This window comes from Pelagibius sp. (genome assembly GCF_965249265.1).
Lineage (GTDB): Bacteria > Pseudomonadota > Alphaproteobacteria > Kiloniellales > Kiloniellaceae > Pelagibius.
This window is the reverse complement of sequence record NZ_OZ252224.1, coordinates 4,254,486-4,277,799: the sequence shown is the minus strand read 5'-3', so window position 1 is coordinate 4,277,799 and position 23,314 is coordinate 4,254,486. Positions and strand designations below refer to the sequence as shown.

The 23,314-nt window shown below is 63.0% G+C and carries 6 protein-coding genes and 1 pseudogene; 6 read left to right on the top strand and 1 reads right to left on the bottom strand.

What is annotated here, in order from left to right:
• Nucleotides 1–43: 43 nt before the first annotated feature.
• Complete coding sequence (locus tag ACP146_RS20055; protein ID WP_422368535.1) at nucleotides 44–14,392, top strand: hypothetical protein; 14,349 nt, start codon at nucleotides 44–46, stop codon at nucleotides 14,390–14,392.
• A 42-nt stretch (nucleotides 14,393–14,434) separates the two neighbouring features.
• Nucleotides 14,435–16,702 (top strand): SLC26A/SulP transporter family protein, encoded by a 2,268-nt coding sequence (locus ACP146_RS20050; protein WP_422368534.1) that lies wholly within the window; start codon nucleotides 14,435–14,437, stop codon nucleotides 16,700–16,702.
• 123 nt (nucleotides 16,703–16,825) lie between these two features.
• Here the strand turns inward: ACP146_RS20050 and ACP146_RS20045 are convergent, their stop codons facing one another.
• Nucleotides 16,826–17,230, bottom strand: a complete 405-nt coding sequence (locus ACP146_RS20045) for a MarR family winged helix-turn-helix transcriptional regulator (RefSeq protein WP_425032964.1) — start codon at nucleotides 17,228–17,230, stop codon at nucleotides 16,826–16,828.
• Between the two features lie 549 nt (nucleotides 17,231–17,779).
• On the opposite strand from ACP146_RS20045, the gene ACP146_RS20040 reads away from it, so the two are divergent.
• The 4 genes and pseudogenes from ACP146_RS20040 (at nucleotide 17,780) to ACP146_RS20025 (ending at nucleotide 23,240) form a co-directional block, all read left to right on the top strand.
• Nucleotides 17,780–20,068 (top strand): two-component system response regulator, encoded by a 2,289-nt coding sequence (locus ACP146_RS20040; RefSeq protein WP_422368532.1) that lies wholly within the window; start codon nucleotides 17,780–17,782, stop codon nucleotides 20,066–20,068.
• A 268-nt stretch (nucleotides 20,069–20,336) separates the two neighbouring features.
• Nucleotides 20,337–20,738, top strand: a pseudogene (locus ACP146_RS20035) (GAF domain-containing protein); the annotation flags it as partial.
• 81 nt (nucleotides 20,739–20,819) lie between these two features.
• Nucleotides 20,820–22,850 (top strand): PAS domain-containing protein, encoded by a 2,031-nt coding sequence (locus ACP146_RS20030; RefSeq protein ID WP_422369677.1) that lies wholly within the window; start codon nucleotides 20,820–20,822, stop codon nucleotides 22,848–22,850.
• A gap of 18 nt (nucleotides 22,851–22,868) precedes the next feature.
• Nucleotides 22,869–23,240 (top strand): response regulator, encoded by a 372-nt coding sequence (locus tag ACP146_RS20025; protein WP_422368531.1) that lies wholly within the window; start codon nucleotides 22,869–22,871, stop codon nucleotides 23,238–23,240.
• Nucleotides 23,241–23,314 lie beyond the last annotated feature (74 nt).

Sequence of the window (23,314 nt, the reverse complement as noted above, 5' to 3'; positions counted from 1 at the left end):
GCATCTGTCGCAGGGGTATGTGGGGACAAGTGGGAGAGCGGCGATGACGGACGACCTTATCCGCGCGCAGGAGAGTCAGGAAGACACCGGGCCCAAACCTGTTGAAGACTCTAAATCCATCAAAGGCAATGACATTGCTGGGGGTGATGCCAGCATCGCCAGTCTTGGCCAGGCGGCGGAGACAATGGATGTTTCACGTAGTCGACCCGGGCAGTCTGTAGAGATTCAGGCGAGGGCCGGGCAGACCTACAACTTGACCTTTTCGCCGGAGACCGCCCAGGTTCGGATTGCCGGCGCGGACTTCATCCTGACTTTCGACGACGATGGCGACGGCGCACCCGACAGCCAGATCGTTTTCCTCGATCTGGTCACCTTGGCGGAAAGCGGTGAGGCGCCGAGTTTTACGCTTGCCGGCGTCGAGATCGATGCGGACGTATTGATTAGTCAGGCGCTGGCGCTGGCCGAAACCGGTGACGCCAGTCTTGAGACCGCCGCCGGCCCAGGGGCTCAGGGCGGCGGTGCAACCGCCTATAACGACAATCTGGGTGAAACCATCGATCTGCCGGGGGCTACGGCGGATGTGCTCGAAGGAACGGAGCTGGAATTCGGTGTGCTCGAGGTTGCCGCCGATGCGATCGAGCTGCTTGCCGATCCGGAAGCCCTGCCGCCGCCGCCGTCGTTGCTGATCAACGAGATCGGCCTGTCGGTCGAGATGGCCCTTCCTGATCTGCCGGACGCTGAACCGGCGGTCCCGGCCGCCGCGTTGCTTGAGGCCTACAATTTCATCGAACTGCGGAGCAACGGCGGCGAAGCGGTTTCGACCGAGAGCCTGGTGGTCGAGCTTCTCAATCCCGCCGGCGACGTCGTCTCCTTTGCGGTGCCGGACGGTATCACGATCCCCGCCGGCGGTTTCGCGGTTTTCTATCAGCTTGCCGGTGACGGCCTCGGCGATGGGCTTGAGACCGTGGTGGTGCGGATCTTCGATGCCGAGGGCAGCGTCGTCGGCGGCCTGGAGATCCCGGCTCAGGTTTTCTGGGATCTGGGCGCGGACACTACGGAAGGCATTGCGGTGAACCTGGTGTTCACGAACGCGGAAGGGGCCACCAGCTCTCTCGATACCTTTGCCGCCAATCTGGCCCAGGAAGACTTGGACGGATTGACCGATCCGGGCTTTGCCAGCGCGCCTGACGGCTTCGGCTCTCCACTGCTGAACCTGAACTTCGAGACCTTCAACGGCCGCTTGACCGGCGGCCATCGTATCTTCGCACGGGTTGATGGCGACGACAGCGACACTCAGGGCGACTGGACTACCGGGACGGTTCCCACCGACGGGCGTCTCAACGACCTCAACGCGGATGACGAGTCGGCGGCGGGCGACGCCAATGCCAAGGACCCGTTGAACGACGACCTGAATCCGGACCAGGACAACCCGGACCCCCTGGCCGGTCAGGACTATCTGCAGGCGGCGGATGTTGGGGGCGATGTCCTTGAAGGCGGCGGCGGCCCGGATTTCCTTTTAGGTGCCGAGGGCGGGGATTCGCTCTACGGCGGCTCGCAAGCGCTGCGCGCGGAGCAGGGCGCCAAGGCACAGAACCAGTTCCAGCAGGTTCTGGATTCCGGGGTGCTGGGCGGCGAGGATACTGCTGATCTCAGCCACACACCGCTGTTTAACGATCACAACGACTTTCTGTTCGGTGAGGCCGGCGACGATGCGCTCTACGGCGGCGCCGGGGGAGACTATTTGATCGGCGGCCAGGGCAACGATTCCCTGGAAGGCGGCAGCGGCGACGATGAGATCTACGGCGACGGCTCGGAAGAGATCGGTGGTTTGCCGGACGACGATCCCGATCACGCCGGCAGCGATGCCATTGCCGGCGATGCGCTGAACAACGTGGATTCCATTCCAGGGGCGGTTGCCCAGGATGGCAGCGCGGCTATCGCGGTGCTGGGTGGCAACGACACCATCGTCGCCGGCAACGGCCATGACGCGGTTTCCGGCGATGCCCTGGCGACCGGTGCCGAAAGCGCCCGGGCGGTGAGCTATTCCGACAACAGCGTCGTCCGTCCGCCGGATGGGACGGGCGCGACCGACCGGGGTTTCGCCAACGATGTTCTCGACGGTGGCGCGGGCAACGACAGGATCGCGGGCGATGCAGCGGCGATCATCACCGGTGAAGGATCGTCGGGCACCGCGGAGGCGACGGCTTATAATCTTGGTTTGCGGGACGGCGAGAGCACGGCGGCGACCGGCAGCGATACCATCGACGGCGGAGCCGGCGATGACTGGATCGCCGGCGATGCGCTGGCGGATGCAAGCGCCGGGGGGGATGCCTCTTCGGCGACGGCCATCAGCCAGAACCGCAGCGACCGCGCGGAGGACGTGGCCGGCAATGATGTGATCGACGCCCGAGTCGGCAAGAATACCGTGGCCGGCGATGCTCTGGCATGGGGTAGCTCTGCGTCCGCCGAAACCCGCAACAATGCAGACAGCGGCTCCGCCGGTTATGACAGCATCGACGCCGGCGACGGCAGCGATATCATCTCCGGCGACTCCCTGGTGATCGTAACCGGCCCCGGTGAGACCGTCATCGGCGGCGGCGCTGAAATCCAGACTGCCAACACCCACAATACCGCTGTAGATGAAGGTACCGCGGGCAGCGACGATATCGATGCCGGTGCGGGCGACAATCGGGCTGCCGGCGACGCGATGGAGATCTCGGTCTCTCAGGCCAAGGCCAACACCTTCAACAAAGTCGATGAGGAAGGCAGCAAGGCCGGCGATGACACGATCGGGGCCGGGAACGGCAATGACGCCGTCGCCGGCGATTCTTTTGCCGAGGGCTTCGACGCCAAGGCCTACAGCAGCAATATCGCCGGCGATGATGGCTCGGCCGGCAATGACGTGATCCGTGCCGATCAGGTTCCTGCCGAAGCCGGTAACCCCGGCGGGCCGGCGACGATTGTGGATGGCGACACCGGTTTTGAGCCCAGCGGCGACGACGGTGGGGGGGTCGAGCTTCCGGCCGACGGCGATCATGTCGATGTGAACGGCACGCTGGCAACAGCCCAGGTCATCGCGCGCGCCGACTTCGGCGTTGCGCCTGATGCGACGGTCGGTGACGACAGCGATCCCCGGGTGCGGATCGAAGGCAAGATCAACGAGGAGAACGATGTCGACTTCTACCGTGTCGAGCTGAAGGCCGGCGAGATCCTCACCCTGGATGTCGATTTCGCCTGGGGCCAGGGCGATGGCTTCGATCCGGCGGTATGGCTGCTGGATGCCGACGGCAACGTCATTGCCGATAACGAAGATTCCGGCGAAGCGCTGGACCCGGGATCGTCGGATTTTGACGGCAGTGAGTACGATTCCTTACTGACCTTCGTCGTGCCTGCCGACGGCGTCTATTACTTCGGAATCGTCAGCAGCGGTAACGACGTCAATGATGGCGGTACGGTCGATAACGATGGCCGAGAGACCGGCGATTATGTAATCCAGGTCGGTATCGATGGTTTCGATGGTGCCAACGGCGGCAACGGCGACGATGCCATCGCCGGTGATTCGGCAGCCTTCGCCGATAGCGAGAACGGGCTGGCCGAGGCCAGCACCGACAACACGGTGAGCAATGAGCGCGGGCAGGCGACGAGCGCCGGCAGCGATTTGATCTTCACTGGTAGCGCCGAGCAGGGCGACTTGGTCGCCGGCGAGTCGCTGGCCCGGGGTTATGACGCCAAAGCCTCCGCAAAGAACACAGCCAATGGCAACAACGGACGGCGACAAGGCGATATCGAGGCAGGCAACGACACCATCCTCGCCGGCGCCGGTAACGACACCATCTCCGGCGGTTCGCTGGCGAAAGGCGTGAACGCGACAGCCGAGCAGACCAATGCCGCCGGCGGGCTGGGGCGCGCCGGCAACGACTCTCTTCAGGCCGGAGAAGGAGACAACCTTCTGGCCGGCGAAGCCCAGGCGATCGGTGTCGGCGACGGCGCCACGGCAACCGCCAGCGCTACCAACACCGTGGACGTCCGCGCCGGCCAGGCGGGCAACGACACGATGATCGCCGGCAGCGGCGACGATACCGTTTCCGGTGGCGCTCAGGCAGTCGCGGAAGGCGAGGCTGTGGCCAAGCAGGCCAACCTGACGCCGGACGGCCGTGGCTCTGCCGGCAACGATTCCATCACCGCGGACGCTGGCGGTGAGGTCGAAGGCGGCGATGACGTGGTGGCCGGCGACGCCCAGGCGATTTCGACCGGCGGCAACGCCACGGCGACGGCCGAGAACGGCGACAGCATCTTCAGCGGTGACTCCCTAGGCAGCGATGTCATCGCTACCGCTGGGTTTGATCTTACAGGCGACCGGGTGGCGGGTGACGCCCAGGCCATCGCCGCCGGTACGGCCACGGCGACCGGCGCCAATTTTGCCGGACAGAGCGCCGCGGTCGGTGGCGATAGCATCACCTCGGCGGAGGGTGCGGACAGTATCTCCGGCGGCGCGCAGGCGATCGGCGGGGTCGCGGCCGTGGCCAGCCAAACCAACCATGCGGAGGGTCCCAACCGCGCCCCCAAGGCCGGCAACGACGTGATCGCGGCCGGTGGCGGCGGCAACCGGGTGGCGGGCGATGCCCAGGCGATCTCCGATACCGGGACGGCCTCGGCTGTTGGCGACAATTTCGCCTTGGAACTCGGTAACAGAGCCGGCAACGACGGCATCACCGCTGGCGGGGCGCCAGACTGGGTTTCCGGCGATGTTCAGGCAATCGGCGGGACTTCGGCGACGGCGACCCAGACGAACACAGCGCTGAACGGTGTCGCCGCTGGCGACGATATCGATCTCGGCGATGGCGCCAATCGGGTGGCGGGCGATGTCCAGGCAATTTCCGATGCCGGCACGGCCTCGGCTGTTGGCAACAGTTCCGCCTCGAATGTCAATGCCAAGGCCGGCAGCGACAACATCACCACCGGCGGGGCGGCGGATTGGGTTTCCGGCGATGCCCAGGCAATCGGCGGGATCTCCGCTGAAGCCCGGCAGGTCAACGCCGCGGACGGTCAAGGAAGCGAAGCCGGTAGAGACGGTATCGATGCCGGCGCCGGGGCCAACCAGGTCGCCGGCGATGCCCAGGCAGTTTCCTCCGGCGGTGTCGCCACGGCCTATGGCGACAATACGGCGGACAGCAACGGTGAGATTGGTTTCCGCCTAAATGCGGGCGGCGACACGATCATCGCGGGTGATGACGGCGACAGCATTTCCGGCGGCGCCCAGGCGATCGGCGCCACTATGGCCACCGCCCGGCAGACCAACGTCGCCACCGGTTTCGGGAGCGATGCCGATAACGACAGCATCGAGGCCGGCGGAGGCAACAACGTGCTGGCCGGTGATGCTCAGGCGATTTCCACCGTTGGATCAGCCGATGCCCGTGGCAGCAACAGCGCCGAGGACGTCGGTATTGCCGGCCGCGATACCATTGAAGCGGCCGCGGGTAACGACACCATCTCCGGCGGCGCTCTGGCGATCGGCGCTGCCGGCGCCACGGCGATACAGACCAACGAGGCGACTGTCAGCGCTGCCAATCTCGGCCCTGGAAGTGCGGGCAATGACTCCATAGCCTCCGATCTTGGCGGTGGTAGTGGTAACGATGACGTGGCCGGTGACGCCTTGGCGGTAAGTGCCGGCGGCAATGCCATGGCCATGGTCTCGAACGCGGCGACTGTGAAGGGTTTGGCGGGTAACGACGAGATTCTTGTCGCTGGCGGCAGCAACCGGGTGTCCGGCGATGCCGCGGCGATCAGTTTCTCGCCCGGCGGTACCGCCACAGCGATCGCCGATAATACGGCGGATAATACGGCGGGCGTAGGGCGTAGCGACGCCGGTAACGACTCCATTTCAGCCGGAGACGACGCCGACATCCTTGCCGGCGACGCGCTGGCGATCAACGTCGGCGGTGGCGCCTTCGCTACCGTAACCAACGCCGCCAGCGATGGCGGCGTGGCCGGCAGAGACACCATCGTGGCCGGGGGCGGCAACGACACGATTTCCGGCGATGCGCTGGCGGACGGTGTTTCCGGTTCTGCGGTGGTGAACCGCGGCGGCGACGATTCGATCCTGGGCGGCGCCGGCGACGACCTGATCGCCGGCGACGTGCTGGCCCTGGGCGGAGCCACGGCGGAACTCAACAACGCCGGCGGCAACGACACGCTCTACGGCGGCGACGGCAACGATACGCTCTATGGCGACAGCAACGATGCCGACGACAGCATCGGCGGCGATGACGATCTATACGGCGGTATTGGTGACGACGTCCTCTATGGCGGCGCCGGTGAGGACTTCCTCGACGGCGGGGGCAACAGCGATGCGCTCTATGGCGGTGACGGGATCGACACCCTTGTCGGTGGCGAGGGCAGCCAGGACACGCTTTACGGCGGTGCCGACGGTGACCTGATCTACGGCGACACGCCAGACGATCTCGACCCAACCAGCGGCGATGACGATCTGCTCCACGGCGAGGGTGGCGACGACACGCTCTATGGCGGCGGCGGGGCCGACACGCTGTCCGGTGATTCCGGCGCCGATACGCTCTATGGCGATGCCGGTAGTGACGTCGTCTCCGGTGGCCTCGACAACGATTTTCTCGACGGCGGCGATGGTGATGACAGCGTCGACGGCGGCGCCGGTGACGATACCGGTCTCTACGTCGCCGATGCGGCGGCGCAAGGCACGGGCAACCTCTATGACGGCGGCCTGGGCCTGGACAAGCTGGTGGTCACCTACGACGTGCTACCGAACGACCTTGCGCTCAACGAGTTGCTGGAGATGGTGGCTCTGCTGGGTTTCTTCAGCGACCCGGCGGCGGACCGTGACCCGCTCGATTTCGGTGGTGCCTCCTGGGGGAACGTCACCAACGGCTTTGCCGACAACAGCTTCGATCTGGACGGCGACGGCGTCGACGACATCACCGTGGCCGACTGGGAAGAGGTCGAGATTATCGTCGACGGTGAGGTCGTCGAGGATCTCTGCGAACTCGGCGCAGAGCGGATCGAAGGCGACGACACCGCTGAGAACCTCGACGGCGGCGCCGGCAACGACACCGTCTTTGGCTTCGGTGGCAACGACAGCCTCTATGGCGGCTTCTGCCACGACGATCTCTACGGCGGTGCGGGAAACGACTTCCTCGACGGTGGGGTCGGCAACGACCTGCTCTATGGAGAGGCGGGCGAGGACACCCTGATCGGTGGCGAGGGCAGCCAGGACACGCTCTATGGCGGCGCCGACAACGACCTGATCTACGGCGACACCCCCGACGATGCCAACCCGCAGAGCGGCGACGACGACCTGCTCTACGGTGGCGATGGGGACGACAGCCTCTTTGGCGGCGGCGGTGACGACACGCTCTCCAGCGGCGGCGGTCCCAACGATGATGTCCTCGTCGGCGGGGCCGGCAATGACGTCATCTACGGCGACGATGCAGAGTTCCTGGTTATCGCCGGTGAGGATTTTGGGCAGAGCAGCGGTGTCGCGGCGACGAATACGGCCAACACCAGCGATGGTTATGCAGCAGCCGGTACCGGCAACGATCTCATTCTTTTCGGTGCCTCCGGTAGTGACAGGTTTTTCGCCTCTGGTGGCAGCTTCGCTGTCGGCGGTCCCGCATTGCTGACCAATGTTGCGGATGTGAGCGGATTCGGCGGCGAGGCCAAAGCCGGCGACGACACCATTATCGGTCTTGGGGACGGCGGCTGGATCGCCGGAGATGCCCTGGCTGCTGTGAGCCCCTTCTCCAGCACGGCTTTCGTGACCAACTCGACAGAGGCGACAGCCGGCGTGTTCGGCGACGGCCAAGCGTCGGCCGGCAACGACCGCCTCGCCCTGCCGTTGAACGCCGAGACGGGCCGCGAGGAGTCGCTCATCGCCGGCGACGCCTTGAGTGTGTCGATATTTGGTTTGTCAGATACCAAGGCCATCGCGGAGAACACTGCCGTAGCAAGCAGAGGTGAAGCAGGTTCCTCTGTTGCACGATCGGGCAACGATGATATTGGCATTGGCAACGGAGAAGGCTTCGTTGCGGGTGATGCGCTGGCCTTCGGCGCCGGTATCGGTGAAGCCGGAGCCATCAATACAGCAACCGTCGAGGGTGAGGACGCCGCTTCGGCGCGGGCCGAAGCCGGCAACGACATCATTCGGGGCGGCGACGGCGCCAAGGTCGTCGCTGGCGACGCTATGGTTTGGGTGCCTAACACTGTTTCCTTCAGTGAGCTTGTTACTGCCCTGACCGAGAACACAGCCGATGGGGCCGGCAGCCGGGCCGGCAACGACAGCATCGTCACCGGTGCGGGCAACGACCTCATCGCCGGCGATGCACTGGCCGGCGACGCCCTGGCGGCCGAAGATGACGACACCGTATCGGCCACGGTGACCAATACCGCCAGTGACGGCGGTGTCGCGGGCAGCGATACCATCGACGGCGGTGCGGGCAACGACACCATTTCCGGCGATGCGCTGGCAGACGGCCCCGTCGGTTCCGCGGTGGTGAACGGCGGCGGCGACGATTCGATCCGGGGCGGGGCCGGTAATGACCTGATCGCCGGCGATGTGCTGGCACTGGGCGGCACCACGGCGGAACTGAACATCGCCGGCGGCGACGACACGCTCTATGGCGGGGTCGGCAGCGATACGATCTACGGCGACAGCAGCGATTCCGATGACGGCATCGGCGGTGACGACTTCATTGACGGCGGCGACGATAACGATCACCTCTACGGCGGTGCCGGTGACGATACGCTCTATGGCGGCGAGGGGGACGACTTCCTCGAGGGCGGCCTCGGCAACGACGCGCTCTATGGGGACGGCGGTGCGGACACCCTGATCGGCGATGAGGGCAGCCAGGACACGCTCTATGGCGGCGCCGACGGTGACCTGATCTATGGCGATGCCCCCGACGATCCCGACGCCACGACCGGCGGCGACGACCTGCTTTATGGCGCCGATGGCGACGACACCCTCTACGGCGGCGGCGGAGACGATACGCTCTATGGTGGCGCCGGGGATGATTTCCTCGACGGTGGCAGCGGCAATGACGCGCTCTATGGGGACGGCGGTGCGGATACCCTGATCGGCGATGAGGGCAGCCAGGACACGCTCTACGGCGGTGCCGACGGCGACCTGATCTACGGCGATGCCCCCGACGATCCCGACCCCACGACCGGCGACGACGACCTGCTCTACGGCGCCGATGGTGACGACACGCTCTACGGTGGCGGCGGCAACGACAGCCTCTATGGCGGCGAGGGGGCCGATCTCCTTTACGGCGGCCTTGGGGACGACGCCTTTTACGGCGTCGACGGCGATGACGACGTCACCGACAGCGGCGGCAACGACACCATCTTCAGTGCCATTGCAACCGTGCTGGGCCCGGGCATCGAAAACCTGGTGCTGACCGGCGGCGACAACGTGGACGGTACCGGCAACGACCTGGACAACAGCCTGACCGGCAACGGCGGCGACAACCTGCTGAGCGGCCAGGACGGCAACGACACCCTGATCGGCGGCGGCGGCGCGGATACCCTGGTCGGCGGTGCGGGTGACGATTGTTACATCGTCGACAGCCTCGACGACGTGGTGATCGAAGACCCGGGCGAAGGCACCGACACGGTGAAGGCCTCCATCACCTATACCCTGGGCGAGGCCCTCGAAAACCTTGAACTGACCGGAGATGCCGCTATCGACGGCACCGGCAATGATGAGAACAACAGCCTGACCGGCAACGACGCCGATAATGCGCTCAGCGGCCTGGAGGGTGACGACACGCTGGCTGGCAACGGCGGCGATGACACCCTGGAAGGCGGCGCAGGAAGCGATTCCCTGGACGGCGGCGCCGATGACGACCTGCTGCGCCACGATGTCGAGGCCGGCGACAGCCACGATACCCTCTCCGGTGGCGAGGGCTTCGACACTCTGGCGCTGACCTTTGAAGGCAGGCCCGAGGGTCTGGTCCTGGCGGAACTGCAACGGCTGCAGGCCTTCATTGAAGACAACGCCGCCGCCGGCGGGGACAACGGCCTCTCCGATAGCTTCGATCTGAACGGCGACGGCATTGCCGATATGACGGTTCAGGACGTCGAGGCGCTGACGGTCGTCGTCGGCGGTATCGAAGATCCGCAGGCCGCCGACGACCGGGTGCTGACCAATATCCCCCGCGGTTCGGCCATCGACATTCCTTTTGCCGCCCTGCTGTCCGACGACAGCGAGACCCTGACCGTCGTCGATGTTGAGAGCGTCACCGGCGGCACGGCGGAGCTGGTCGATACCGACGGCGACGGTGTGTTCGATGCCGTGCGCTTCATCGCCGACGCCGGCAGTGGCGCAGCCGGCTTCACCTACCTTGCCTCCGACGGCTTCAACGACCTCAGCGCAACCGTGGGCATCAGCCTTCGCGGCCCGGGCTTTATCCGCGCTTCTGATGCGGATGAGATCATCATTGCGGGCCCCAGCGCTGCCACAAGCCAGCAAGGCTCGGGAGGAAACGATTTCATCGTCGGCTCCAGTGCGGCAAGCGAGCTGCAGGGCAACGATGGTGACGACACGCTCTACGGCGGCTCGCAAGGCGAACGCTTGTTCGGCGGCGCGGACAACGACCTGCTCTATGGCGGCGAGGGGGACGACGACCTGTTCGGCGGCGACGGCGACGATACGCTATATGGCGGCTTGGGCACTGACACCCTGTTCGGCAACCTCGGCGACGATGTCTACATTGTCGACAGCAACGCCGAAACGCTGGTTGAGCAGGAGGGTGCCGGCACCGACACGGTGATCAGTTCGGTCAACTTTAGCTTCCGTACCGACCAAGCAAACCGCCGCAACATCGAGAATCTGGAGTTGGTTGGAGAGGCGATCTCGGGCCGCGGCGGTCTTCGTGCCAACACGATCACCGGCAACGACAATGACAATCTCCTCAACGGCGACGGCGGCAACGACACGCTCTATGGCGGCCTCGGTAATGACACGCTGGTCGGTGGTGCCACAGGCGCTGATCTTCTTTACGGCGGCGAGGGTGCCGACAACCTGGACGGCGGCACCAATAGCGATACGCTCTACGGCGGCGACGGCGCGGACACGCTGATCGGCGGGGACGGCGATGACCTGTTGTACGGGGACAGCGGCAATGACAGCCTGACCGCCGACCAGGGCAGCGACACGCTCCACGGCGGCGCCGACGACGATACCCTCACTGGCGGCGCGGGCGCGAACCTGCTCTATGGCGGGTTGGGCGACGACGTGTTCTACGGCGTCGATGGCGACGACACGCTCCTTGGCGGCGACGGCAGGGACACGCTCTATAGCGAGACCACCGCCGTACTCAGCGGCGATATGGAGAACCTGGTGCTGACCGGCACCGACGATGTCGATGGTACCGGCAATGCTCTGGACAATGCGCTGACTGGTAACAGCGGCGCCAATCAACTGCTGGGCCTGGATGGTGACGACACGCTGAACGGCGGCGGCGAGGCCGACACTCTGGACGGCGGGGCCGGCAACGATTCCGTCGACGCCGGCGCAGGTGATGACGTCGTGGTCCATAGGGTTGGAGCGGGCAATTCGAACCGTTCTTTTGACACGCTTGATGGCGGCAGCGGCAACGATGTCCTGGAGATAAGCTTCGGCCCCGCACCCAATGCCATAGGTCTAGACGAACTCCGCCGTCTGCAGCGTTTCATTCAGGACAATGGCGACAACGATGTTGAAGGGTTCTTCGACCTGGACGGCGACAGCATATTCGATATCGCTGTGAAGAACTTCAATCGGCTGGTCGATGTCGACGGCGTGCTCCAGCCCCCGGCGGCCCCGGGTAAGCCGGTGCTGAGCAACATCGCGGATGGCTCACCGATCGTGGTGCCCTTCGCGGCCCTGTTGTCGGGCGGCGCGGCGGCCCTATCGATCATCGCCGTTTCGGACGCCGCCGGCGGCACAGCCGAACTGGTCGACACCGACGAAGATAATGAATTTGATGCGGTGAACTTCGTCGCCGATACCAGTGGCCCGACGACCGGCAGTTTTGTCTACACTGTCCGCAACGCCCTTGGTGAGGAGAGTCGCTTCAGGGTGGATGTTGAATCCCTAGCTGGTTCGCGGGTTGCCGGTTCAGCCCCGGACGAGATCATTATTGCGGCCCCCGGCTTTGCGGTCCTCTCCGGCGACGCAGGTGATGATTACATAGTCGGCGGCGGCGGTGCATTTACGGTATTGCAGGGCGAGAGCGGCGACGACACGTTGCTCGGCGGCGATGCGGGCGACCAGCTGAATGGCGGGGATGATGACGACCTGCTGTACGGCGGCGGCGGCAACGATAATATGACAGGGGACGATAACAGCGACACGCTGTATGGCGGCGATGGAGCCGACAATGCGAGAGGTGGCAACGGTAACGATCTGCTCTACGGCGGCGAAGGCGGCGATACTCTTTACGGCGGCGAAGGCAGCGACACGCTTTTTGGCGACGAGGGCGACGATCTTCTGTTCGGTGATGCCGGTGACGATACCCTGTTGGGCGGTGCCGGTGACGACACGCTGGTCGGTAGTGATGACGATGATCTGTTACTCGGCGGAGAGAACAATGACGTTCTCTATGGTGACCAAGGTAACGACAGGCTGATTGGTGAGGAGGGGAGCGACACGCTCCGCGGCAGCGCAGGAGACGACACGCTGATCGGCGGAGAAGATGGCGATCACCTGTATGGCGGTGCAGGTATCGATACTTTGCTTGGTGGTGATGGCGGCGACAGGCTCGACGGCGGTGGCAGTGACGACGTCCTTCTCGGTGAAGCCGACGACGATGTTCTTATTGGTGGGTCCGGCGAGGATACTCTGCTGGGCGGTGAGGGGTCCGACACTCTCGACGGCAGCTTCGACGATGACACCCTCTATGGCGGGGTGGGCGACGACCGTCTGATTATCGACGGCGACGACAGAATCTTCGAGTTTGCCGGGGAAGGCAGCGACACGGTTGTCGCGAATTTCAACATCGATCTGAGAGAGGCGATATACGATCACATCGAGAACGCGGAGTTGCAGAACGCGGCGGTTGCCGAGCGCCTGGAGGGTGATGAGAATGCCAACATTCTGACCGGCAACAGCTTCGGCAACCAGATTGGCGGGCGGGACGGTAACGACACGCTCTATGGCGGCGGTGGGGACGACAGTTTGTTCGGCGACGCGGGCGCCGACGCGCTCTACGGCGGCCAGGGCAACGACCGCCTGATCATCGACGAATTTGACAGCGTGACGGAGTTCTCTGGGGAGGGCAACGACACGGTGGTCGCGAGCTTCAGCGTCGATCTCAATGACAGCGCATTCGCCAACATCGAGAACGCGGAGCTGTTGCAGTCAGCGAACGCCGGCATCCTGACAGGTGACGACGGTAACAACAGGTTGGTCGGCAACACCTTTGACAACACCCTGCTTGGCAATGGCGGCAACGACACCCTTTACGGCGGCGCCGGGAACGACATCTTGGACGGTGGCGCCGGCAACGATACGCTTTATGGTGGCACGGGCGACGATCGTTACAGCTACGATGGCTCCGACAGTCTGGTCGAACTGGCCGATGAAGGCAACGACACGGTCTTTACCTCGGTTAGCGTCAACTTCAATAGCGCCGGCTTCGACAACATCGAGAACGCGGATCTTGTCGAAGCAGCGGGTGCCGCTAACCTCACTGGCAACGATAGCGACAACAGGCTGGATGGGAACAGTTTCGAGAACTTCCTCAATGGCGGTTCCGGGAATGATACCCTCTACGGCGCTGGCGGCGACGACACCCTGAATGGAAGTGATGGCGCGGATCTTATCTTTGGCGATGCCGGTGACGATCTCATCTACGGCGGTCTCAGTGCTTCCGACGGTGACGACTCCCTCTACGGCGGTTTCGGCGATGACCGCCTACTTGGCGATTTCGGCAACGACTTTATAGACGGCGGCGCCGGGAGAGATCTGATTAGCGGCGGGTCCGGTGACGACCGGATCGTTTTCGATGGCGAGGACGGCTCAGTCAGCGGCGGTGGAGACCTCGGGGACATGGACACCCTGTTGATTGACGGGGTGGCGGACTTCATCCAACTGGCCGATAACTGGGGCGGTTTCGAAGTCCTTGACGTGACCGACGGCGAAACCAACGACGCCATCGTTCTAAACTTGGCAGAAGTGCTGGATATTACGGATACAGGCCCCAGCAGCGAGTTGACCATCCTCGGGGATGGCAACAGCAACAGCGGAGCATCGGATTTGGTCAATCTCGTCGGCAATTGGACCGAGGGTGCAACATCCAATGGTCTGACCACCTATACGCTCAGCAATGCGACGGTCAGGGTCGATGTCGATATCTTCGTTACCGTCGACGCCAGCTAGGCCGTATTCGGTGACATTGTTCGGATTTCCTGGGGGTGGGGAATGGCCGGTTTGGGGCAGCAGCAGGTGCCGGGTGATGCGACCGTAGGGCAGCCGGCGGGTCCGCTGTCCGGTGTTTCGAATTTGCGTCCGCTGCTGGCCAGCCTGACCGCCGGCGTTATCTGCGGCCTGCTGGTGGTGATCTTCTCGATCTCCGATGCCGCATTGCTGTTCAACGGCGAACTCGGCGGTTATGTTGCCGTCGGCATTGGGCTCTGCCTTTTCAGCAGTGCTGTTCTGGCTGCCGTTATCGCCTGCAGTTCCTCCCATCCCGGCATGATCGGGCTGTCCCAGGAAGTGACGGTGGTCACCCTGGCGGTCATCGCCGCCTCCATGCATACGGCCATGGAGGGCCTCCGCAGCGAGCGCGAGATGCTGGTGACCATCGTGGTGGCAATTGGCCTGGCGACCGCCTTCACGGGGCTCTGCCTGTTGGCGCTTGGCGTGTTTCGGCTGGGCCGCTTCATCCGCTTCATTCCCTATTCGGTAATCGGCGGCTTTCTCGCCGGCATGGGCTGGCTGATCGTGCAGGGCGCCTTCGGCGTTATCCTGGGCACGATCCCGACTCTGGAAAACCTGGGGATGCTGGTCGAGCCGGCCAACGTGGCCAAGTGGGCGCCGGCGACCCTCTTCGCCTGTATCCTCGCGGCAATCGCTCAGCGCGGCGGCAGCGCCCTCAGCCTGCCCGTTGCGATTGCCGCCGCTCTTGCCTTGTTTCACGGCTTGGCCTGGGCGCTGGACCTGCCGCTCTCGCAGCTACAGGCCCAGGGCTGGCTTTTCGATCTGCCGATGCAGGGGACGGTCTGGCCGCCCTTCGCCGGCAACCCGCTGGGCAGCATCGACTGGGGCGTCATCTGGGCGGAGGCGCCCAAGGTGATGGCGATGGTCGTGGTGACCGCGGCTTCGGTGTTGCTGGCCTCCAGCGGGGTCGAGCTGTCGCTGCGCCGCGACATCGACCTGGACCGTGAACTGCGGGCCGCGGGGCTGGCGAACTTCTTTGCCGGCAGCGGCGGCGGCGCGGCGGGCTTTCAGGGCCTCGGGCTCTCTCTTCTGGGGCACAAGCTCGGGGGCGACACCCGTCTGGTGGGGGTCGTTGTCGCAGCGGTCTGTGTCGCCACGTTGTTTTTCGGTTCGGCGTTGCTGGCCTATCTGCCCATTCCGCTGTTCGGCGGCCTCCTGCTGTGGATCGGCATCTCCCTGCTTTACGACTGGCTAGTTGAGGCCTCCTTCAAGATGCCGCGCCAGGAGTACCTGATCATCCTGTTGATTCTGTTTGTGATCGGCTGGGTGGGATTCCTGGAGGGCGTTCTGGTCGGCCTGATTTCGGCGGTGGTCCTTTTCACAGTCGACTATAGCCGGGTCGAGATCGTGAAGTACGCGGCCACCGGCGATAATTTCCACAGCAGCGTCGAGCGTGCCGAGGAGGAGCGCCAGGTGCTGGTCTCTCAAGGCCGCCAGATCCTGATCCTGAGGCTGCAGGGTTACGTTTTCTTCGGCACGGCGCACCGGCTGCAAAAACTCGTCAGGTCCCGTATGCAGGACCGCAGCGAGCCGCGGCTGCGCTTCCTTCTGCTGGACTGCCGCAGCTTGACGGGACTCGATTCTTCGGCGGTGCTCAGCTTCATCAAGATCGGCCAGCGCGCTGAACGCAACTGGGCGATGGTGGTCGTCACCAACCTTCCGCCACACATCGACAGGCTGCTCACAGAGGGCGGTTTCGGGGCCGAAGGCGGTTTGCCGGTCCGGTCGTTCCCGGAGTTCGACCGCGCGCTGGAGTGGTGCGAGGAGCGTCTGCTCGAGGCGGCGTCAGGCGGGCAGGCGGCGCCACAGGACGATTCCATCGAGGGTCTCCTGACTCGTGCCCTCGGGTATCCCTCGGCTGCCGCCACCATGCGAAGCTATCTCGAAAAAATGGAACTCGATCCCAAAGCCGTCCTCATTCACCAGGGCGAAGTGTCGAGTGATCTGTTCTTTGTCGAATGCGGCCGGGTCAGCGTTCAGATCGAGACGCCGGAGGGCATCAGCGTGCGTCTCAGAACCATGGGCAAGGGCACTATCGTCGGCGAGATCGCCTTTTACCTCGACCAGTGCCGCTCCGCTTCCGTGGTTGCCGACACCGACGCGGTCGTCTGGCGTCTCAGTCGCGACTCCCTGGCGCGCCTTAAGGCCGAAGCGCCGGATATCGCCTCCGCCTTTCACGAGCACCTGGTCCGCATGCTGGCGGCCCGGGTAACCCAGACCACCGGTCTGATCAGATCCCTGGCAGACTGAGCGAAGACCCCTTGTCGGCTCCGGAGAGAAAACGACCTGTCCGGCATCTCCCTGTCCGGCATCTCGATGATACCGGTTCATGCCAAAGGGCGGGCCGTGGTGGTTCCGGGCGGCTTGATCCGGCTAGGCGGAGGCCAGGGCTCTGGATGGAATGCTGGCGGCGGACCAGAAACTTTGAACCAGGCGCAGGGTCTCGTTGGCCGCATCCAGCCCCGCTTCGTCGAGCTGACCTTGCTCCAGCTGCGCCGTGTGTTCGTCAAACAGCGTGGAGATGCGGGCATAGACCGCAAGGCCTTTGTCGGTTGCGCGCACGTAGAAGGATCGCCTGTCGTGTGGTGACCGGTGCTGGGTCATGTAGCCGTTCTCGATCATCTTCTTGATGTTATAGGAGACGTTCGAGCCGAGGTAATAGCCGCGGTTCGTCAGTTCACCCATCGACAGCTCTTCTTCGCCGATATTGAACAGGATCAGGGCCTGAACATTACTCAGGTCCCGGGTGCCCTGGCTTTCCAGATCGGCCTTGATCATCTCAAGGCATTGTCGATGCAGCCGCTCGACCAAGCCGATGAGATCAAGAAATTCCGTTTGCACGACGTCCTCGCAAGTTTTGCAGCGCAGGTGTCCCTGCGATCTGATCAGTTTAGCGGGCTTGCGTTAAGCTTCGCTAAAGGCAGCGGAAATTAAACCGAGGATGCCCTTTTGCGATGTGAGACTGCCGTGCAGGTAGATGGATCTTAACGATCGCCGGTTCTGCCGCCGAGAGGCCCAGTTGGCGTCGCCTTCTGCAGGCAACCGAAGCACCTATCCGGCGCCCGGCGCCAAACCAGGTTTCGCCAGTCCCGAAGGCAGGGCCCGCAATGCGATGGTCTCGGCAGTGGCTTTGCTGTTTTGATTAATTTGTCGGTCATTTTTGTGTGGCATGTTGGGTTTGGGGGAACAGAGACAAATACACTTTATGGTTTTATCGGCTGCCCCCTGTGGCGTGAACTGCAGGCTTCCCGAGACTCACGGCTGGAACTTCTAGAGTTCAGCAACAGAGTGAAGAGGTGCCAAGAATTGGCAATTCCGGGCATTAAGATGAGCGGCAGGCTTCAGAACGCTCTGGGCGGTCTGGAACTGAGGGTTCTGCTCGTCGAAGACGACCGCAGCGATGCGCTTCTTGTGATCGGGTTGCTCAACGATGTTTACGGGGACGACTACACGCTCGTTCAAGCGACCTCCTGCAAGCAGGCTCTTGATCTCATTCGCGCACAGGATTTCGATGTCGCCCTGATCGATTACTGCCTGCCCGACGGTTCCGGCGTCGATCTGATCGAAGTTGCCTGCCGCGAAGCGCCCGGCCTCGCCACCATCTTGTTTATCGGACATCTCGAAGAGTCCGTCGACCTGAAGGCCATGGCTGCGGGTGCATCGGACATCATATCGAAGGGTGACCTGCAGAGGGCGCCCCTTGAGCGTTCGATCCGCTACTCGGTCGAGCGCCAAAAGGTCGCGCTGAAACTGCGTCGCAGTGAAGCCGAACTGGTGCGCCGGAACGATGAGCTAAGCTCCGCTCAAGCGCAGTTGGGAGCCCAGACCAACAACATGATCCTGTTGGCAGAGCATCTGGCGCAGTCTGAAGGGCACGAAGAGGTCGCTTTCCTTGTGCCGGACGCGGACAAGACGGCCAAGGGAGACATTCAACCGCATGCGCTAACCGAACAGGGGCAAGTCTGTATCTGGCATGTCTCGCCTGAGGGCATCAGCCGGCATATGAATCAGGCCATGGCGAGTCTGCTGGAGATTTCACAGGAGGAAAGCGATGGCCCCGCCGATTTCCTCTCTTACTTTGACGGGGCGGCCCGCGATAGCGCGGCGGGCGAGCTGGCGAAGTGGTTTCGGGGCATTGCGACGGCTTTCGAGGCCGCGGTTGTCGGGCGCCGGAGCGGAGATGTGAAGCAGTTGGTCCTCTCCGGCTCTCCGCTTTTGGTCGATAACGGCGGCTCCGCCGGCCTCCTCATCACGGCGGTCGATATTACCGAGCGCCGCCGCATCGAGGCTTCGACGAGAGAACTCGCCCGGCAGGATCCCCTGACCGGCCTGTTGAACCGAAACTCCCTGAGCGAACACCTCACCCAGGCCCTGGCGAGCGCCAACCGCATCGGCCGTTCCGTCGGTCTGCTGTGCCTTGACCTGGACGACTTCAAGAGCATTAACGACAGCTTGGGGCACCCTTTCGGCGACAAGCTCCTGACCATCGTTGCCGAGCGCCTCAAGTCCGCCGTGCGGGCATCGGACAGCATTGCCCGTCTGGGCGGCGACGAGTTTGTGGTGATCCTGAATCACCTGGAGTCATCCGACCAGGTGTCGGTGCCCGCACAGACAATTCTCGACCGGCTTGCCGAACCATTTTCCATCAACGGCGAAACCGCTTTTACCGGCGCGAGCATCGGCATCGCCGTCTATCCGGCCGATGCGGACTCACCGGAAGATCTTCTGAAAAAAGCCGATATGGCGCTTTACCGCAGCAAGGAGATCAGCCGCGGTGGTTATGAGTTTTTCGACCACAACATTCTCGAGAGACTGCAACGCCGGCGGGAACTTGAACCCGCTCTGCGTCAGGCCGCGCAGCGCAACGAGTTGCGTCTTATGTATCAGCCGCAAGTTAATCTCGCGACAGGCGATACAATCGGCGTCGAAGCATTGCTGCGTTGGGACTCCGCTTCCAAAGGTTTTCTCGATCCGAGCGAGTTCATTCCCCTGGCCGAGAGTTCCGGTCTGATTGTACCGATTGGCGATTGGGTATTCGGTGAAGCCTGCCGTCAGTTGTGCGTCTGGCAGGAGTCCGGCTTTCCCGATCTTCGCCTGTCCGTCAATGTCTCGATGGTTCAGCTCAAACGGGCAGGCTTTGCCGGCAGTGTTCAGGCCATGCTCGAAGAAACCGGAGTCAAGCCGGAATCCTTGGTGATGGAAGTGACTGAAAGCGGGGTGCTGCAGAACCTCAGCCTTGCAAAGGAAACGCTTGGCGCCTTGAACGCTCTTGGCATCGGTCTCGCGCTCGACGACTTCGGAACCGGATTTGCATCTCTTGCCTTGCTGAAGGAGTTTCCGTTCGAGCAGATCAAGATCGATCGGTCTTTCATCGAAAACATCGAAACGGATGAAGACTGTGCGGCGATTGTCTCGACGACGATCACCCTGGGTCGCAAGTTGGGCCTCAGGGTGATCGGCGAGGGGGTCGAAACGGAAGAACAGTTGGCCTTCCTGCGGGCGGAAAGCTGTGAAGAAGCGCAGGGTTTTCTCTTCAGCAGGCCGATGCGGGCGGATGACTTCGGCGATTGGCGTTTCACAGGCCACAGGCGCCAGGCAGCTTCGATCGTTTCCTGAAGCAGATCGTTTCGCCGTCCGGTTTCGTGGTGATGCTGCGCGACATCACAGCCACCCGCTTCGCTAAGCCTTCGATTTCTCTGAGGCGAATTTCCCGATGGTCTTTTGACGGGCAAGTGGCCGGCGAAACTGACGAAATAAGCGAATCGTTAGTATTGATTCGATAAGGTTGTAAAGGTTGGCGATTCAACGACTTTTGGTCGCTGTGCTTGCGCGTCCCAGCGCCTCGGATCGGGAGGTGCTTTTTGTTGTGATCAAGAGAGCGTCGATGCCTGCTGTTGCCCCTTTGCCGAACGATGAAGCGCGCCGCCTGGAAACCCTGCGGCGCTATGCGATTCTGGATACGCCAGCCGAGCCCTGCTTCGATCGTATTGCAAGGCTGGCGGCGCGTCAGTTCCGTACGCCCATTGCCTTGATATCGTTGGTTGATGAAAGGCGGCAGTGGTTCAAGGCGAAGTGTGGCCTTGCGGCCGAGGAGACGGACCGGGACATCGCATTTTGCGCCCATACCATTCTGCACGACGACGTGCTTGTTGTTCCCGATACCCGCCTGAGTTCCGTGTTTGCCGATAATCCTCTGGTAACCGGCGAACCGGGCATACGGTTCTATGCTGGTGCGCCTCTGGTGGCACCGGACGGAACCAGGATCGGCACGCTCTGCGTGATCGATACGAAGCCGCGGGACGGTCTCAATGCCGAAGACCAGGCTTGTCTCAGGGACTTCGCAGCGATCACGATCGACGAGTTGGAGATGCGTGCGGCGGCGGGCGGTTTTGCCGACGAGATCGAAGCGCGGCTGGAGGCGGAAGGCAAGCTCAAGGCAACTGCGCAAAAGCTGGACAGCTTTGTCCAGCATGCGCCTTTCGGTGTCGCCATGCTCGATATCAGCGGCCGTTTTCTTTCTGCCAGCGAGCGGTGGCGCAGCGACCACCAACTGACCGATACGTCGCTGCTGGGCCAGCACTATGACCAAGTGGCCCCCGGTGCGGCCATGGGTTCCGGGGACTCTTTCGATCGCTGTCTTTCAGGCGAGGTCGTTACCTGTGCGGAGCAATCGATCAAACACGGCGGCGATATCCGTTGGCGCCGCTGGGAGTTGCATCCCTGGTGGGACGATTCCGGAGAACTCGGCGGCGTGCTCGCGTTCAGTGAGGACATTACCGAGCAGAAGCAGGTTGAACTGCAGCTGAAGCAGAACAAAGACTTTTTGGCTGCTGTGCTCGATAGCATCCAAGAGGGTATTGTCGCCTGCGATGCAGAGGGCCGCCTATCGCTTTTCAATCAGGCCGCACGCCGCTTTCACGGCATCGCAGAGAGGCCGATTACGCCGGACCGTTGGGCCGAGTACTATGATCTCTACCGGGCCGATGGCAAGGTGCCTCTTGAGCAAGAGGAGATTCCTCTCTTTCGGGCCATCGAGGGCAATGTCGTCCGCGGCGCTGAGATGGTGATTGCCCCGCGTGATCAGCCGCCGCGACAAATCATCGCCAACGCATGTCCGTTCTATGACAGCGAGGGCAACAAGCTGGGTGCGGTCGCCTCGATGGTCGACGTTACCGAGCAAAAGACTCTCGAAAACCAGCTCGTTCAATCGCAGAAAATGGAAGCCGTCGGTCAATTGACCGGCGGTCTGGCGCACGACTTCAACAACCTTCTCGCCGTTGTTCTTGGCAACCTGGAGCTCCTGGGACGCTCGATTGAGGCCAACGAAAAAGCGCAGAGAAGGGTTTCCGCCGCTATCGATGCCGCTCAAAGTGGTGCTGAACTTACCAAGCGGCTGCTGGCCTTCTCGCGCCGTCAGGTCCTGCAGGCGGAAGTGGTCCTGGCGAATGATCTGATCCGGGATATGGAAGAACTGTTGAAGAGAACGCTCGGCGAGGTCGTTGAGCTTCGGCTCTCGCTTTCGGAAGAATGCCTGCGCACCAACATAGATCCGAGCCAGCTTAAAACTGCCATCCTTAACCTTGCGGTTAACGCACGCGATGCGATGCCTGACGGTGGGAAGCTCACCATAGAATCCGCTCTCACGGTTGTCGGCGAGGCCGACGCGGTTTCAAGCCCTGAGGCGGTCGCGGGTGAACACATTGTCATCTCGGTAAGCGACAACGGTTGCGGTATGTCTCCCGAGGTGGCCCGGCAGGTCTTCGAGCCTTTCTTTACAACCAAGGAAGTCGGCAAGGGGACCGGCCTTGGGCTCAGCATGGTCTATGGTTTTGCAAAGCAGTCCGGTGGTTATCTTGACGTCATCAGTGAAGTGGGAGCCGGCACAACCGTGCGGCTCTACCTTCCGCGCGACAAGGGTGACTGCCGGGCGAAGGCAGTCTTTGAGCTGCCGCCATCCAGAGGATCTTTCAAGGCGGCAAAGGTGCTGGTGGTTGAGGACCGCGCCGATGTTCGTGCGGTCGCTTCCGCGCAACTTTTGGAACTCGGCTGTGCGATCGTTGAGGCAAAGAGCGGCGCGGAGGCTTTGGACCTGCTTCAGTGCCACGCGGACATTGATCTGCTGTTCACCGACATCGTTATGGCCGGCGGCATGTCCGGTATTGAACTGGCGAAGCAGGCCTTGCTGAAGGCGCCTCGGTTGAAGCTGCTCTACACCTCGGGCTTTGCCGAGGCGTCGATGATACAGGACGCGCTGACGGATTCCGGGCAGATCCTTCTGACCAAACCCTACGGAAGAGACGATCTGGCACGCGCCCTTAGCATGGCATTGGATCAGGGCGACGGGCCCGCGCAAGACATGGAATCAATCCCCACCCAGGTGGGCCGGGTTGGACAATAGGCGATTGGAGCGGGTGAGATGACCAAGGTAATGCTTATCGACGACAACGGCGCCCTTCGTTTGATCCTCTCTGACATGCTCGAGGAAATGGATTGCTCGGTTATCGAAGCCAAGGACGGCGTCGAGGCCATGCGCTTGGCTGCGAGGAAAAAGCCGGATCTCATCGTGACGGACATCATGATGCCGAACATGGATGGGATCCAAACGATTAACGAGCTACGCCGCTGTTACGGCGGGATTCCGATCATCGCCATCTCCGGTGGTCAGTCCGACGATGACAGCAAGTCGCTGGCCCATGCCAAAGCGGAGGGTGCGGACAAGGTGCTGCAGAAGCCGTTCAGTTTCTCGGATTTCGAATCCTCCGTTCGGACCCTTCTCGGCGACGCCTGACCGTATTCGGTTCCCGGTGAATTTCCGGTTTTCGCTGTCGTCCGGGCGAGGCCCGGAGGCCGGCGGACCATGAC